Source organism: Fodinicola feengrottensis, from assembly GCF_010993775.1.
In the GTDB taxonomy this organism is placed as follows: domain Bacteria; phylum Actinomycetota; class Actinomycetes; order Mycobacteriales; family HKI-0501; genus Fodinicola; species Fodinicola feengrottensis.
Window position 1 is genome coordinate 78006 of the sequence record NZ_WOTO01000026.1, and the last position, 14770, is coordinate 92775.

21 protein-coding genes and 1 pseudogene are annotated in these 14770 nt (G+C 66.9%); 11 read left to right on the plus strand and 11 right to left on the minus strand.

Features of this window, described 5'->3' with window-relative positions; genetic code table 11:
* Positions 1-70: 70 nt before the first annotated feature.
* On the plus strand, positions 71-382 hold the full coding sequence (locus tag GNX96_RS23620; protein WP_163569754.1) for a hypothetical protein: 312 nt from the start codon (positions 71-73) through the stop codon (positions 380-382).
* Between the two features lie 72 nt (positions 383-454).
* Here the strand turns inward: GNX96_RS23620 and GNX96_RS23625 are convergent, their stop codons facing one another.
* Entirely contained in the window at positions 455-838 is a 384-nt protein-coding gene (locus GNX96_RS23625; RefSeq protein ID WP_163569755.1) for a MarR family winged helix-turn-helix transcriptional regulator, read from the minus strand.
* 115 nt (positions 839-953) lie between these two features.
* Here GNX96_RS23625 and GNX96_RS23630 point away from each other — a divergent pair, with 115 nt between their 5' ends.
* Together GNX96_RS23630 and GNX96_RS67335 are read left to right on the plus strand one after the other, a co-directional pair.
* Positions 954-1301: a hypothetical protein gene (locus GNX96_RS23630; protein ID WP_279581265.1), complete on the plus strand. Its 348-nt coding sequence runs from the start codon at positions 954-956 to the stop codon at positions 1299-1301.
* Positions 1302-1590: 289 nt separating this feature from the next.
* Positions 1591-3324, plus strand: a complete 1734-nt coding sequence (locus GNX96_RS67335) for an amino acid permease (RefSeq protein WP_452124488.1) — start codon at positions 1591-1593, stop codon at positions 3322-3324.
* A gap of 142 nt (positions 3325-3466) precedes the next feature.
* On the opposite strand, the gene GNX96_RS23640 is transcribed toward GNX96_RS67335, so the two are convergent.
* Positions 3467-4102, minus strand: a complete 636-nt coding sequence (locus GNX96_RS23640) for a PhzF family phenazine biosynthesis protein (protein ID WP_163569757.1) — start codon at positions 4100-4102, stop codon at positions 3467-3469.
* Positions 4103-4189: 87 nt separating this feature from the next.
* Here GNX96_RS23640 and GNX96_RS23645 point away from each other — a divergent pair, with 87 nt between their 5' ends.
* From GNX96_RS23645 to GNX96_RS23655, 3 genes are all read left to right on the plus strand, one after another.
* Positions 4190-5362: an ATP-binding protein gene (locus GNX96_RS23645; RefSeq protein ID WP_163569758.1), complete on the plus strand. Its 1173-nt coding sequence runs from the start codon at positions 4190-4192 to the stop codon at positions 5360-5362.
* A 23-nt stretch (positions 5363-5385) separates the two neighbouring features.
* Positions 5386-6021 (plus strand): hypothetical protein, encoded by a 636-nt coding sequence (locus GNX96_RS23650; RefSeq protein ID WP_163569759.1) that lies wholly within the window; start codon positions 5386-5388, stop codon positions 6019-6021.
* Between the two features lie 84 nt (positions 6022-6105).
* Entirely contained in the window at positions 6106-7002 is an 897-nt protein-coding gene (locus GNX96_RS23655; RefSeq protein ID WP_163569760.1) for a helix-turn-helix transcriptional regulator, read from the plus strand.
* Here GNX96_RS23655 and GNX96_RS54560 read toward each other — a convergent pair.
* The 3 genes from GNX96_RS54560 to GNX96_RS23665 form a co-directional block, all read right to left on the minus strand.
* Positions 6984-7145, minus strand: coding sequence for a hypothetical protein (locus tag GNX96_RS54560; RefSeq protein ID WP_279581266.1), 162 nt, complete (start codon positions 7143-7145; stop codon positions 6984-6986). The genes GNX96_RS23655 and GNX96_RS54560 overlap by 19 nt on opposite strands.
* Positions 7142-7423, minus strand: a complete 282-nt coding sequence (locus GNX96_RS54565) for a VOC family protein (RefSeq protein WP_279581267.1) — start codon at positions 7421-7423, stop codon at positions 7142-7144. The genes GNX96_RS54560 and GNX96_RS54565 overlap by 4 nt, the downstream gene beginning before the upstream one ends.
* A 92-nt stretch (positions 7424-7515) precedes the next feature.
* On the minus strand, positions 7516-7947 hold the full coding sequence (locus tag GNX96_RS23665; protein WP_279581268.1) for a nuclear transport factor 2 family protein: 432 nt from the start codon (positions 7945-7947) through the stop codon (positions 7516-7518).
* A 184-nt stretch (positions 7948-8131) separates the two neighbouring features.
* On the opposite strand from GNX96_RS23665, the gene GNX96_RS23670 reads away from it, so the two are divergent.
* On the plus strand, positions 8132-9292 hold the full coding sequence (locus GNX96_RS23670; RefSeq protein ID WP_163569761.1) for an acyl-CoA dehydrogenase family protein: 1161 nt from the start codon (positions 8132-8134) through the stop codon (positions 9290-9292).
* 65 nt (positions 9293-9357) lie between these two features.
* Here the strand turns inward: GNX96_RS23670 and GNX96_RS54570 are convergent, their stop codons facing one another.
* From GNX96_RS54570 to GNX96_RS23680, 5 genes and pseudogenes are all read right to left on the minus strand, one after another.
* Complete coding sequence (locus GNX96_RS54570) at positions 9358-10314, minus strand: glutaminase domain-containing protein (protein WP_390624125.1); 957 nt, start codon at positions 10312-10314, stop codon at positions 9358-9360.
* A 169-nt stretch (positions 10315-10483) separates the two neighbouring features.
* Positions 10484-10813 (minus strand): annotated as a pseudogene (locus GNX96_RS64655) (DUF5127 domain-containing protein); the annotation flags it as partial.
* Between the two features lies 1 nt (position 10814).
* Positions 10815-11336, minus strand: a complete 522-nt coding sequence (locus GNX96_RS54580) for a DUF5127 domain-containing protein (protein ID WP_313885766.1) — start codon at positions 11334-11336, stop codon at positions 10815-10817.
* Positions 11291-11503, minus strand: coding sequence for a hypothetical protein (locus tag GNX96_RS54585; RefSeq protein WP_279581271.1), 213 nt, complete (start codon positions 11501-11503; stop codon positions 11291-11293). The genes GNX96_RS54580 and GNX96_RS54585 overlap by 46 nt, the downstream gene beginning before the upstream one ends.
* 102 nt (positions 11504-11605) lie before the next feature.
* Positions 11606-12274 carry a MerR family transcriptional regulator gene (locus GNX96_RS23680; protein ID WP_163569762.1) on the minus strand — a complete coding sequence of 223 codons (669 nt, stop codon included), beginning with the start codon at positions 12272-12274 and terminating at the stop codon, positions 11606-11608.
* A gap of 66 nt (positions 12275-12340) precedes the next feature.
* Here GNX96_RS23680 and GNX96_RS54590 point away from each other — a divergent pair, with 66 nt between their 5' ends.
* The 3 genes from GNX96_RS54590 to GNX96_RS23690 all read left to right on the plus strand — a co-directional run bounded on the left by GNX96_RS54590 (position 12341) and on the right by GNX96_RS23690 (position 13535).
* Entirely contained in the window at positions 12341-12676 is a 336-nt protein-coding gene (locus GNX96_RS54590) for a hypothetical protein (RefSeq protein ID WP_279581292.1), read from the plus strand.
* A gap of 122 nt (positions 12677-12798) precedes the next feature.
* A complete protein-coding gene (locus tag GNX96_RS54595; RefSeq protein ID WP_390624122.1) occupies positions 12799-13110 on the plus strand; it encodes a hypothetical protein in 312 nt (103 codons plus the stop codon).
* Positions 13107-13535, plus strand: a complete 429-nt coding sequence (locus GNX96_RS23690; protein ID WP_163569764.1) for a hypothetical protein — start codon at positions 13107-13109, stop codon at positions 13533-13535. Before GNX96_RS54595 ends, GNX96_RS23690 begins: the two co-directional genes overlap by 4 nt.
* Before the next feature lie 10 nt (positions 13536-13545).
* On the opposite strand, the gene GNX96_RS23695 is transcribed toward GNX96_RS23690, so the two are convergent.
* Entirely contained in the window at positions 13546-14151 is a 606-nt protein-coding gene (locus GNX96_RS23695) for a DUF6518 family protein (protein WP_163569765.1), read from the minus strand.
* 141 nt (positions 14152-14292) lie between these two features.
* On the opposite strand from GNX96_RS23695, the gene GNX96_RS61395 reads away from it, so the two are divergent.
* Positions 14293-14754 carry a hypothetical protein gene (locus GNX96_RS61395; RefSeq protein WP_313885761.1) on the plus strand — a complete coding sequence of 154 codons (462 nt, stop codon included), beginning with the start codon at positions 14293-14295 and terminating at the stop codon, positions 14752-14754.
* Positions 14755-14770 lie beyond the last annotated feature (16 nt).

Below are 14770 nucleotides of genomic sequence, written 5' to 3' on the forward strand. Positions count from 1 at the left end.
CCCTGTGGCCGGATCCTGTTTCCAGTTACCGAAAGGGCCCTCTATCGCATTTCGATCGAAAGGATTTCCCTTGTTTCGTACGATAACAAGCCGGCTCGCGCTGGCTGGCGCGATCGCGGTCGGCACCCTGGCCATCGCCGCGGCGCCGGCGTCCGCCGCGACCGGCGCCGTCATTTTCATCAACAACAGCGGCGGATTCTCTGACGTCAACCCGACCGTGGGCTGCCATCAGGTGACCGGCAGCGGCGCCGACAGTGTGGTACGAGTTCTCAACAAAACCGGGTCGGAGATCGACCTGTTCTCCGACTCGGCCTGCTCGCCGGCGGCGGCCGGACCGGTGCTAGCCAAGACCGGCGACCAAGCCCGAATACACGCCACATAGCTACTACGTGAAATCCTGACCAACCAGCACGTCAGCTGGCCGCCGGAATCGATGTGCGATTTCGGCGGCCAGTCAGGAAAAGTCCAACCCGTGCGCGGCGCCAAGCCGGGCCATCGAAGCCCGTACGGCCGCCTGCGCGCGATCGTCCAATCCGGACAGTAGGCCGCGATCGGCCTTCGCCGCGGCTCGTACGGCATGCCGGTGCAGGGACCGACCCTTGGTGGTCAGCTCCACCACCCGCCGCCGCCGGTCCCCCGGGTCGGCCACTCGGCGTACCGCGCCAAGGTCTTCCAACTCGTCGAGCATGTCCACCACGACGCTCGGCGTCACCCCCACCCGGTGGGCGATGTCCAGCTGCGACAGCGCCTGCCCGCGGGCCAGCTCCAGCACCGCGCAATGCCGCGGTTTGATGCCGACGGCGGCGAGTTCCGCGGCGAAGCCCGCGGTGGCGATCACGCCCAGCTTGCCGAACAGGAAGTCAGGCTGGCGCCGACCGAGTCTGGTGTGGTCACGTACGCTATGCTAGCCTCACCATATGATTCGGCGACCGAATGATATGGCTCCCTCTTTAATGGTCCGGTTGTTCGTCTCGGTGGTCACCGTCGCCACCGTTGTGACCACCATGTTCCTGGTCATCGGCGGATTGCTGACAGCGGCTCGTACGACACTGGGCGACTACGACACGGTCCGGAACGTGGCGCTGTGCCTCGCGATGACCTGGCCGCTGCTGCGTCGCGCCTGGTATCCGCTCAGTCTCGTGCTGTGGATCGGCTTCGCGATCCAGCTCGGTGACACCGTGGTCGGTGCGCTGCACCACGAGGTCCCGGAGACTGTCGGCCCGCTCTGTTTCGCGGTCGCGCTGTTCCTGGCCGCGTACGGACTTTCGCGCTCAACCGCCGACGGCTCCGCTTCGATCTGAAACCTGCGCCATCGGTTGTTCTGCCGGCGAAATGACGCGGGCCAACGAAATTCTGGTCATCACCGTTGTCAGATAGCCCGGCTGGCCGTTGGCACTCGTTCGCGGACACTGAGATCGAGCCATTGAACTGACCGGAAACCTGAACGTACACACACTGGCCGGAACCGGCCAGTTTCACGCGGAGAACTGGTTTTGGGGAACCCCCCGCGTGGCTGGGGTAGCGCTGGGATCGCAGAATGTCTCCCATGTCGGGAACCAGCACACCATCGAGTAAGGAACCCACGGCCCAATGACGCAGCGCGCAGAAACCACGGGGGAAGAAGAATTCCAGTCCAGGACGGACCTCGCGGTCTTCGAGGATGAGGGATACAAGAAAGGCCTCGGCAACCGCCAGGTCCAGATGATCGCCATCGGCGGCGCGATCGGCAGCGGGCTCTTTCTCGGCGCCGGCGGTCGACTGCACAGCGCCGGCCCCGCCCTGATGATCGTGTACGCGGTTGCCGGTGCGATCGCGTTCCTGGTCGTCCGGGCCATGGGCGAGATGGTGATGCACCGGCCCACGTCGGGCTCCTTCGTCTCGTACTCCCGGGAATTCATCGGCGAGAAATCGGCCTACTTCGCCGGCTGGATGTATTTCCTGAACTGGGCCTGTAGCGGCATGGGCGACGTGACGGCGGCAGCCGTCTACGTGAGGTTCTTCGCGCCCGACGTTCCACAGTGGATTCCGGCGCTGATCGCGCTGGGCGTGGTGCTCGCGGTCAACCTGGTCTCGGTCAAGGTCTTCGGCGAGTTGGAGTTCTGGTTCGCCGCGATCAAGGTCGCGGCGCTGGTGATCTTCATGATCATCGCCATCGTGACGCTGGTCAGCCGTACGCACGTGGACGGCTACACCACCGGCCCGCAGCTGATTTTCCAGAACGGCGGCTTCTTCCCGGCCGGATTCCTCGCCGTCCTGATGATTCTGCAGGGCGTGGTCTTCGCGTACGCCGGCGTGGAAATGGTCGGCGTCGCGGCCGGCGAGACCGACAACCCGCGCAAGGTCATCCCGAAGGCCGTCAACTCGGTCGGTTGGCGGATCGCGGTCTTCTACGTCGGTTCGGTGCTGCTGCTGGTGATGCTGCTGCCGTCCTTCGTGTACCAGTCCGGGCAGAGCCCGTTCGTCACGCTGCTGTCCAAGATCGGCGTGCCCGGCGCCGCGGCGGTGATGAACCTGGTGGTGCTCACCGCCGCGCTGTCCAGCGTGAACTCCGGCCTCTACACCACCGGCCGGGTGCTGCGTTCGCTCGCGTTCAACGGCTCCGCGCCGCGCATGCTGTCCCGGATGAGCAAGTCCGGCGTGCCGTACGCGGGCATCCTGCTGACCGCTTCGATCTACCTGATCGGCGTCGCCCTCAACGCGTTTTTTTCTTCCGCACGACGCCTTCGAAATCGTCACCGAGCTCTCCGCGGTGGGCACCATCGGCATGTGGTCGATGATCATGATCTCGCACTTGGCGATGCAGCGGGCGGTGGCCGATGGCCGGATCGTACGACAGGAATTCCGGCTGCCCGGCGCGCCCTACACGAACTACATCACCCTCGCGTTCCTCGCGCTCGTCCTCGCGATGACGTGGTTCAACGGGTCCACCGGCAAGATCGTCATCTACTGCATCCCACTGATCGTGGTGGCGCTGATCGTCGGCTGGTACGCGGCGCGCGGCAACGTGGCGCGCATCAAGGAACACGGGTTCGGCAAGCTCCCGCACTAAAACCACCCGGTCGGGGCCACGTTTTGGTGGCCTCGACCGGTTTTTCTTTCTCGACCCGGTCGGTGATCTGCGGGGTGGCGATCGTACGCAGGGTGACTTCGGTGAAGTGTGGGTGTCGACAGCCGGCAGTCCACAGTGGACAGACACGGACGGCCACAATTCCGCTGGTGAAACTGCTCAAGATTCACAACAGCAACACCCGCGTCCCATCTGGTGGGATCGCAGGCCCATCAATCGGGAAGCTGCCGCCGGGTACGGGCCACTCCAGCCCCTAAAGTCCCAGAAACCTCAGGAGTCACAAAGTTTTCGTCTACGCGCGTCCTCAAACCCACCCCCCACCCGATCTGGGGGGGGGCTAATTTAGACAGGGGGGTACGACAGTTTCGCGCCGTAGCAGGTATTCGGTGGGGTCCAGGTTCAGGCGTACGAGACTCGGCCGCCGACGGCTACCCAGCCGTCCGGCTGGGCCTGGGTCAGGATCTGCGATCCGACACCTTGCCACACGTCCAACGCGCGCCCAAGGTGATGGGTGAGGACCACCGCGGCCGCTCCGGTGGCCTCGTCCTCGACGATGCCGTCGCCGCGGCGCGGGAACGCCCGGGTCCGGACCGTACCGGCCGCCTCATCCCGCCAAGCCCACGCGTACAACCATCCGGTGCACTCCGGCGGCGCCGGCAGCGCCTCGACAGCGGCCCCCGAGTCGTACTGCTCCGGATGCCGTCCAGCGGCCCAGTCAACGTGCCCGCGAATCCAGGTGAAGTCACCTTCCACCCAAGTCGGCACCGGACCGGCCGGCGGATACAGCGCCGCCGGGGCGACTCCTGCGCGGGCGAGCAACCACGCCGCACCCACCAGTGGGTGCCCGGCGAATGGCAGCCGGACGCTCGGCGTGTAGATGTCTACCGCACCTTTTTCGGCATCATCCACGAAAACTGTCTCGCTGTAGCCGAGTTCCTTAGCCATCGCCTGCCGATCGTGCTGCCCAGGAACCGATGCGCCGTCCTGGACAACGCCCAACTTGTTGCCACCACCGCCGTCTGGACCGCAAAACACTTTTAAGCACCACGACCTGCGTCATGATCCCATCGTACGATTGGACAGTTCCATAAGCAGTCCTCACAAGGTGGTTACAGTGAGGCGGTGACGATCAGCCGCGGCGAGCCAGGTGAGCGCCGCTTGGTGGGGCGCCACGCGGAGCGGGCGGCACTGTTGGAATCTCTCGACGCGGCCCAGGCCAGTAGCGGGCGGACCGTGCTGCTGCGCGGCGAAGCGGGCATCGGCAAGTCCCGGCTGGCCGCCGACGCGCTCGCGGTCGCCGCGAAGCGCGGGTTCGCGGTGCTCCAGGCCCGGGCGCATCCGCTGCGGGCAGGGCTCGCGTACGCACCGATCGTCGAGGCGGTACGCCCGCGGCTCGGCGCGATGGCGCGCGCCGAGGCCGCGCAGTTGCTGGCCGGACTCGATGACCTCGGGCGGCTGCTCGTCCATCCCGCGCTCACCGTCCCGGAGCCGGCCACCGACCCGGAGATGGCCAGGGCGCGGATGTTCGAAGCGGTTGCCCAGCTGGTCGAGCGGATCGCCGATCGGCGGCCAACCGTGCTTTTCGTTGACGACCTGCACTGGGCCGACCGCGGCTCGGTGGAGTTGCTGCACTACCTCGGGCGCAAGACGGCCGGCCTGCGGCTGCTGGTGCTGGGCAGCTATCGCGGCGACGAGATGAGCGACGGGCTTCGGGAGCTGGCCACCGGCGTACGCGACAACGGCCACGAGCTCGCGTTGGCGCCATTGGCCGACGCCGCGGTCGCCGCCGAACTGACCACCGACCTGCTCGGCGCCACTCCGCCCGCCGAGCTGCTCCAAGCGGTCACCGAACGCGCCAAGGGAGTGCCGCTTTTCGTTGCCGCACTGGTGAAAACCGGCGGTGACGCGGCGCTGGAATCCGGTCAGCTGCCTGTCATCGTACGAGACGTGGTGCTCGATCGGTTGCGTCGATTGCGGGCACCTGAGCGTCGACTGCTGGAGGTCATCGCGGTCGCCGGTGACGACGGCACCGCTGGGGTGATCGAGAAGGCCTGGGCATCGACCGGAAATTTCCAGGCAACACTGGGAAACCTACTGACCGATGGCTTGGTGGTGCAGGACGCGCAGTCCTATCGGGCGGCTCATCCGCTCTACGCCGAGGTGGCCTACGCGGAACTGACCGTACGGGAGCGGCGCGCCATGCACGCGGCTCTGGCCGCGGCCCTGGACGCCGTACGGCCCGACGATGTGCTCGCGCTGGCGCCGCATTACCTGGGCGCGGGTGACCTGACCTGATCGCGTCCGACCGGGCCACCGAGGTGCTCGCCGCGGCCGGCTGGCGAGCCATTCACGTGCAGGCCTTCGAAGAGGCGATCCGCTATCTGACGATCGCCGTCGCCGAGGCGCGTGAGCTCGGCCGCGACGACCTGGCGGCCGAGCAGTTGTACGGGCTGTGCTGGGCGAACCTCGGGCTGGGCCGGGTCGACGACACCATCGCGGCCAGCCTGGAAAGCATCGCGTTGATCGAGCGAGGCGCCCCGGACCACCGGTTGACGTGGCTGCGGGTGGTACGGGTGGTTTTGGAGTCGGAGCGCGGAAACCTTGCGGCGGCGGGCCAGTTTCTGCCCGCCGTCACGCAGCCTGGCGGGTCGATCGCCGACCTGTTGGCCCACCTGACCTTCACCATGCGGCTCGGCGACACCGCCGGCATGCGAAGGCTTTCCGGCCAGCTGATCGCCGCCGCCGAACGCGACCCGACCGCACCGACCGCACGCCACCTGGCCACGAGATCGCCTTGCTGCTCAAGGGCGATTTCGCCGCCGCGAGGGAGCAGGCGCAGCGTGCGGTGGACGCCCATCAACCCGGTGGGCCAGGCGCGGACATCATGCACAACCGGGCCCTGCGTGAACTCATCGGACTCTGCGCACTCGCTGGCGACACCGAGACCGCCATGAGTACGGCCCTCCTGCATCGCCGATACGTCTCCGAATACGGGATGTTGTTGGGGCGTCTGCGGTTCCGACCATTCGATCGGCATCGTGCGCTACCTGACCGGCGACCTGGCGGCCGCGCTGGCCGCGGTCGAGACCGGGCTCGGCATCGCCCGGCCGGCCGGTGCGCCCCGGTCACTGGCCCGTTTGTTGCTATGTAAGGCTTTCCTGCTGGCCGAGCGGAGCAGGCTGCGGGAAGCCACCAGGTGCACGGCCGAGGCGGCCGGCGCGACTTCCGGGGATTTCACGGACGATGTCGGACTGCGGGCGCTCACCGAATTGGCGAACCTCGCGATCGCGGTGAACGGCGCGAGCGTACGGCGGACGACTTCCCCAGTCGCGGCGGTCGTGGCGTACGAACCCATCGCATCCTGCTTGATGTTGCTGTTCCAGGGAAGAGCCGCGATCCTTGCCGGCAATCGCGAGCAGGCCAGCGAAGTGATCTCGCAGCTACGGGATATCGGCCGTACGGCACCATTTTCGATCGCCCTCGCCGACCGGGTCGAAGGACTGACACTCGGCTCCGGACGACTGCTCGAGTCGGCCGCCACCCAGCTGGAAAGCATGGGCATGGCCGTACTGGCAGCCCAGACTCGGCTGGAGTTCCTCGAGCAGGACGGCGACGCCGAGCCTGACCACGTGTCCACCTGCCTGGCCATCTTCGAAAAAGCCGAGATGACCGGCTGGGCGGACCGAGCCCGGCGACTGGCTCGGTCGTCCGGCGTCGCGCTGTCGGCGGGCCGCAAATCTGGGCCGCTCACCAAACGCGAACACCAGGTGGTCGAGCTGGTGAGCGAGGGACTGTCCAATGCGGACATCGCGGCCCGGCTTTTTCTCAGCGAACGCACTGTCGAAGCGCACCTCCGCAGCTGCTATGCACGCCTCGGCCTGTCTTCGCGGGTCGCGCTGGCAAAATGGGCGGACGATCAGACCATGCGAGCGTAGCCAGGCTTGTCCGTGTGGTCCTGCGCGTCCTGATCGCTGGTGCTGTAAAGCCGGATCTCGGTGCCGTCCGGGTCCCGGAAAATCACCCGCCAACCTCTCGTCCCGTCGATCACCCCGGAGTGCTCGACGCCAAGCTCAGTCAACCTGGCCGCCCACTCGTCAGCCGCGGCCCGATCGGCGATCGAGAAGCACACCGGGTCGAAGCCGGCCGCCGCCCCCCCGCCGCCGCGGCCGGGTTCTCCTGCAGGGAAATCGGCACCGCGAGCCCTTCAACGAACCCACCGACGCCTTTGACCACCCCGTGCTCATCCGGAAAGTCGAACGCCACCCGGTAGCCGAGCACCCGCTCGTACCATTCACGACTGATGGCCAGGTCGCTGACCGGATATTTGACGTGGTGGATCCCGGTAAGCACGGGCATGGTTCGGACCTCCTGGAGTTTCCCGCCACCGTACGAGAACCTCGGCCGGCTTGCCAGCGGAGCTGCGCGATGGTGAATCCACCGCGCCCCTTTCAGGCGCCAGCCGAGCAGGCGGCGGCGATCGCGGCCGTGTCCCAGTAGAACGGCCGAACTCCGGCGATGCGCTCATCCCGGACCGTGATCGTCTGCAAGATCGGAAATTCCAACTCCCGCCCGGTGGCACGCGCCCGGGCCTGGACCTGGGTCAGCACCACAAGGGGATCCGCGGTGGCCAGATACGCCTGCTCCACCATCTCGAACGCCTCCCACGCCTGGCTCATCGCGACGAAGAACCGCTCCATTCCATCGTGACCACGCCACGTGCCGCCGTACGGAAGCGCCGCCGCTTGGTGCAACACCACATCGGGCGCGAAGTACGGCGCGAGCGGGGCAAAACTCGCCTTGCCCGGACCGCCAGCCGCCAAGTACTCCCCTTCCGCCGCGTACATGCTTTCCAGTACGGACAGATCAGTTTTCGTTCTCATGACCCCAGCATCGCCGTCCACAGTGGACAAAGCTGGCGGGAATCCGACTTGCAGTTCGCTCGTACAGCCGACGGGTGACTCAGTCCACAGCCAGCTGAGCGCTCGCGCCATTGACCCGCCTGACCCGCGGGCACAGAATCGGCCGTACAGATGGTTGCGCGACCAGCCCGCTGGAGGACAGCTCGTGAGCACGCTGAGCCCGGAAGAGCAACAGATTGTCGACGTCGTCCGCGATTTCGTCGACCGGGAGGTGCGCCCGGTCGCCCGCGAGCTCGAGCACGCCAACGAATACCCGGAAAAACTCATCGAACAAATGAAGTCGTTGGGCATTTTCGGGCTCGCGATCCCGGGTCCGTACGGCGAGGCCGCTGTCTCCACGCCGTGTTACGTACGAGTCACCGAACAACTCGCTCGCGGCTGGATGAGCCTCGCCGGTGCCATGGGCGGGCACACCGTGGTCGCCAAGTTGATTCTCACTTTCGGTACGGAGGAACAGAAGCAACGATGGCTGCCGCGGATGGCGACCGGGCAGGTACGAGCCACCATGGCACTGACCGAGCCGGGCGGCGGCTCCGACCTGCAGGCACTGACCACGGTGGCCCGCAAGGAGACCGGCAGTTATGTCATCAATGGCGCCAAAACGTGGATCACCAACGCCCGGCGCTCCGGTCTTGTCGCGCTGCTGGTGAAAACAGACCCGGCGGCGGAACCAGCACACCGCGGGATCAGCATCCTGCTGGTCGAACACGGCCCGGGGCTCACTGTTTCCCGCGATCTTCCCAAGCTGGGCTACAAAGGCGTGGAGAGCTGTGAACTCGCCTTCACCGACTTCCGGACGCCGCTGGACAGCCTGCTGGGCGAGGGCGAGGGCGAGGGTTTCGCGCAAATGATGAAAGGCCTGGAAATCGGCCGCATCCAGGTGGCTTCCCGCGCCCTGGGCGTCGGGCACGCGGCGCTCGACGACGCGCTGCGGTACGCGCAGGAAAGGGAGACTTTCGGCAAACCGATCTGGCGCCACCAGTCCATCGGCAACTACCTCGCCGACATGGCCACCAGCCTCACCGCCGCCCGCCAGCTCGTCCTGATGGCCGCCGAACGGTACGACTCCGGGCAACGCTGCGACCTGGAGGCCGGCATGGCCAAACTGTTCGCGTCCGAAACCGCCATGTCGATCGCGCTCAACGCCGTACGCATCCATGGCGGCTACGGCTATTCCACCGAGTTCGACGTCGAGCGCTACCTGCTGCGCGACGCGCCGCTGATGATCGTCGGCGAAGGCACCAACGAAATCCAGCGCAACGTCATCGCCGCGCAGCTCATCGCCCGCGGTGGCCCACCAGAGTGATCGGACAGGCGATGTGACGCTGCTCGGCCGCCGAGCAACTCATTTCCCCATAATTGATCAGCGACTCAGCGCGGCAAGGTCAGCAATGCGAAGACACCGCCAATCACTGGCCGGGCCTGGAATCCTTGCTGGCGACCGGAAAGCGTGTCGTACCAGTCGGTGAAGGGCACTCTGTTCGGGGTGGTGTTGGCGAAGTTGTAAACGTCCGTGATCAGCGCGTCCCGGATAGCGGCGTTGCGGTGCTGCCAGGCGGCGGTCCACAACTCCCAGTCGGTTTTGGTGTACGAATGCCGTAGATCCAGCGGCACGCCGTATTGGTTGCGGTGCGCCAAATACCAGGCGGCCTCGTGATCGGCGACCGTGGAGGAGATCAACCCGAGGCCCAGCAGTTGGTCTGGATAGCCGTTGTATTTCTGGCTCCAGGTGTTCGGCTGGTCGTACGCGAGCCGCAAATGCGCGCCGTCCTGCCCCATCGTCGCCCATTGTCCGATGTAGTCACGGGCGGTGCTGAGATAGTGCGTCGCATCGGCCGCGTTCTGAGCTGCGGTGCTGATGATCCGGCTCATCGCACCAACGCCGACAATGCCCTTCAGTGCCAGGTTCACGCTGTGCGCGATCCAGCCGGTGAAGTCGTCGGTTTGGTTCTGTAGGCCGGGATCCAGCGCGTTGCCGACCAGGTAATCGGCCCAGCGCTTGAGAATGGGATAGTGCGCGGCAGCGAACGTCTTCGCGTCCGCGGCAGTGAGTCGGGCGAGGTAGCCGGCGGTCATGATCAACATGTTCGCCGACTCCTCGACCGGCATGTCCTCCTCCTGCCCGTCGTTGTGGCCGGCCGCGTCGGGATAGTGCGAGCCGAGATCGTGCTCGGCGTAGTCCTTCGGCCAGCCGCCGTTCTCCGCGTAGTCCAGCAGCGGCGCGAGCAGCAGGCCGAGGCGTTGCGGGTCCAGATAAAGGAAAATCGGCATGCCGGGGTACGTGACGTCCACAGTGGACACGTTGCCGTCGCTGGAGATCTCCTTCAGGAAGGCCCACGGCTTCCCATCGCGTACGACCCAACTCGGTGCCGCCGTACGCCTGCCGAACCGCCAACGCGCACAGCGCCGCGTACTTGTCCCCGCCCACCGCCCGCGCGTCCGCGGTCACCTTGTTGTCCAATGTGGACGCTCGGCCGCTGGCGGCGACGAAGTCGGTGTGGAACGCGGCCACCATGTCCTGCCAGGAAGGCCAGTACGAGGTCCACAGCGGCTGCAGCGGCGCGCCGAGATAGCGCATCGCCGGCTGGCGTACGTGCCCGATGGACACCACGAACGGGTCGGTGGCGGCGCTTACCCGGCCGAAGTCGAGGTTGAGCCCGAGCACCGGCCAGTGGTCGCCAATCGCGCGCGGCTGGTTCGGGTCGGTAGTGCCGGCCAGCTTCCCGGCCTGCACCGCGGCCGCCCGCACCACTTGGTCCTCACCAATTTGCCAGGTCAGGCCGCTGCGCTCGGGCGTACTCCAGACGACGGTCCCCCAGGACGCCATGTCACCGTTCTCGGCCAGCACTGACGGAGCCCGAGGGCGTGACGGTCAACGACCGTACGCCGGAGGTGCTCGCCGACGCCCAGCCGACCTTGGTCCCGCTGTCGCCGTGCGCCCACTCCGCCGAGACATCGATGTAAACGCTCACCGCGTGCGCCTTGCCGTCCGCGCTGGACGCCCGCATCGACAGGTACGACAGCGGGGCGGACTGTCGCCGCAGGTCGCCCGGCTCGATCGGCGACAGGAACGTGACGACCAGCTCGACTCCGCCACCGGTCAGAGTGAAGGTGGACCGGGTCGCGGTGGTGACGAGTGAGATCTGTGACATGCCTTGCGACACCGGCGCGGCGTCCACCGCGGGCGCGCCCATAAAGACGTAGGGCACGCCGTCGATCCGGACGATGCCGGTCATCGCGGTGGTCCGGCCGGTCCAGAAGGACGGCCAGGTGCCGGGCAGCGAGTCCGAAGCGAGCCAGGTGCTCAGGTACGGCGACCGAACGGCCAGCGGGGTAGCCGGCGGGCGAATCGGCTCGACGTCGACAGCCGATTCTGTCCGCGACCAGGTTGCGCGAACGCCGTTCCGCCGAGCACCGGCACAGCCGCGGCGGACAGCCCCGCGATCGAACCGGCCCGCAGGATATTGCGCCTCGACATCCCACCAGAGGTCTTCCGATGCCGCCCCAACTCGCCCATGAGCGCCTCCCGTCCAGGTGCCACAACACGGCCGATTGCAGCCTATTGGCGCCCAAGGCGGGATTTGCCATCACAACTGTGACCAGGACCGGTCACCTTCGGTCACTCGCCAGCCCACCGGGCGGCCGCCTGGTCCAGGGCGCGTTCTAGGGCCTCGCGTACGGCGTCACCGGCCAGCGCCCGGAAGCGGGTCACCGCGGCGGTCAGCTCGGCTGGCCGATCTCCGGCCACATACCGCGCGAACAGGGCGACATACCGATCGGCGATCCGGGACACGTCGGCCGTGAGCGCTTCGAATTCGTCCAGCGCCACCGCTGGCGGGACGCCGTGTTCGGCGAGCGTGAGTCCGACCTCCTCGAGGAAGGTCGGGCTCGGGGCTCGTACGCTTGAACCGTCCGGCGCTACCTCCATAAGACCGAGGTCCACGGCCCGGGTAATCACCGCCGGGTCAATTTCTCCGTCCGGGAACAGCGCCAGGAACCGAGCTGGATCGAGCTCGGCCGCCGGCCGCCCCTGGGCGATGCCGAGGAGCTCGTCCAGATGGGCACCGCGCCGGTGGCCGTCGAAGAGCTCCTTGATCGCGGCCAGCGAGTATCCCCGCCGCTGCAACGATCCAATGGCCTGCAACCGCTCGACATGAGCGCTTGAGTAGTAGCCGACCCGGCCCCGCACCTCGGGCGGATCGAGCAGGCCTTTCGACTGGTAGAGCCGCAGGGTCGACGTTTTCGTACCGGTCTGGTGCGCCAGTTCGTCGATGGTCAGGTCAGGCACCCGGCTCACTCTATGCCGCCCGCCACTATTACACCAGTCAGAACCTCTCTAGTGTTTACTAGCTAGGTGACTACTACTAGTGCCGTACGCCTGATCGTCATCATCTTGACGCTGTACGTGGCCTGCAAGATTGCGGTCCTGTGGCGCGGTCCGCGCCCCACCGGCGGCTCGCTGTGCGTGTATCTGCTGTGGCCGGGCATGGACACCCGCCCGTTCCTGCGCCGATCGCCGCACCGCGGCTGGCCGTGGCTGGGGCGCGGACTGATCGGGCTGGGCCTCGGCGTCGCCGGCACGGTCGCCCTTCGCTGGGCGGCCCCGCACCTGGGCCGGTACGCCGTCGGCTGGCTGGGTGTCGCGCGGTCTTCCTCACCGCCGTCCATCTGGGGTTCGCCGACCTGCTGAGCGGCGGCCTGCGACGAGCCGGTTATCCGGTCCGGCGACTGTTCCGCGACCCGCTACGGAGCCGGTCACTGGCTGAGTTCTGGTCCCGCCGCTGGAATCTGGCGTACGTCGAACTCACCAGGATGCTGTGTTTCTCCCACCGCTGCGCCGCTGGCTGGGCCGCGTCGCCGTACCCAGCCGCGTTCCTGCTTTCCGGTGTCCTGCACGAACTCGCGATCAGCGTGCCGGTCAACGCCTGGTACGGCGGACCGCTCGCGTACTTCGGTTTGCACGCGGTCCTCACCACGGCCGAGTCCCGGCTGCGGATCCACCGCTGGCCGGTCGCGCTGGCCCGGCTGTGGACCTGGCTGGCGATCCTCGCGCCGCTGCCGCTGCTGTTCCACACGCCCTTTCGCGAAGCCCTCGTCACCCCACTTTTCTGGAGCGGATCATGAACCTGATCTTCGACATCGCCCTCTGGCTCGCCACCGCCGGCCAGATCGGCCTGCTGATCGTCAGCGTCAGCGTGCCTCGGGTACTGAACTGGCGTACCGAGTTGCCCAAACTTTCCCCGATCAACGGCAAACTCATGTGGATTTACGGCGGGTACGTGGTTTTCACGTACCTCGCGTTCAGCGTGCTCACCGTCGTGTTGCACAGCGACCTGCTGCGCGGCGACCGCTCGGCCACCGCGCTCGCGGTGTTCATCGGCCTTTACTGGCTGATCAGGTTGCTGGTCGACCCGTGGATGGGATCGGGGGGGCACTGGCCGACCGGCCGACTGTTCGGGCTCGCCCATGTCGCGCTCAACCTGGTGTTCGCGTTTTTCGCCGCCACTTACCTCATCCTGGCCGGCTGGCACCTTTTTGGTCTCTCGTAGGGCATCGGCGTCAAACAACCAGGGCGGTCGCCCCGTACACGGCGGTGATCACCAGCCCCACGACGACAAACCCGACACAGCCGGCGAGCCACTGAGCCGCCGTACGACCCATCCTTATCGCGCCGACCACTCCACACGCGGCTCCCAACACCATCGAGCCGATCCCGTACCAGAACAGTTCGGGCTGGCCGACGAAAAACGCGAGGTGTGCGCCTTCGCCAAGCAGGATGCCGGCTGGTACGGCGAGGCCGGCCAATCGCCACCACGGCGACTCACCGCGAAGCAATCCGGCGGCGAGGCCACCGATCGCGCCGAACACCACCGCCGCCACCAGCCAGAACCCGATAGCCGCAAAGGAGACATCGAACCCGCGCAACACGGTCGTCAGGTAATAGCCGGCCACCTCGCCGGCCAGGACAAACACGCCCAAGGCGACCGCCTCCCAGCCCGTACGGCGAAACAGGTAGGCAACCAGGATCCCGGCGAGCGCCCAGGGCGCGCCGGAGTTCGCCAGCGGGCTGACCGCGGCCGGCAGCACGGTCTGCAGGAGGGACGTCGCGATCCCCAGCAACAGCCCGATGACAACCGCGATCGCCGATCGCAACAGGATCTTCATGCCGCGAACGTAACGGTTCTGTCCTTTTCGTTACATTCGCGGCGGTGGCTTGTCGTGGTATGCTCGACCGTCTGACTGCCATCAAACAGGCAAGCAGGAGCTAGCCCCGATGATTCATACGGTAACTCGCAGGAGGCATGGGTGTCAAGTTTGTCAACTACCGACGACCTTGAAAATGAGCAGCAGTACGTGAGCATGCTCTACGGACGCCTCGACAACCTGCGCGAGCAGGCAGCCGAACGGCTCGCCAGTGAGCTGCGCGCGACCGGCGGCACGCCGCAGGACCGGACGCAACGGGACTCGCTCACCTCGCTGCACACCGAGCGGGTCGCACGGTACGACGCGGTGGAGCAGGGGCTGTGTTTCGGCCGGCTGGACCTGCAGGACGGCGGTCACCAGCACATCGGCCGCATCGGTCTCTTCGACGACGACGGCGACTTCGAGCCGTTGCTGCTGGACTGGCGGGCGCCGGCGGCCCGGCCGTTCTACGTGGCCACCGCCGCTACCCCGGACGGGGGTCGCCCGCCGCCGGCACATCCGCACCAGCCAGCGGACGGTCACCGGGCTGGACGACGAGCTGCTGGTCGCGGATCCGTCCGCTGATACCGAAACCCAGACA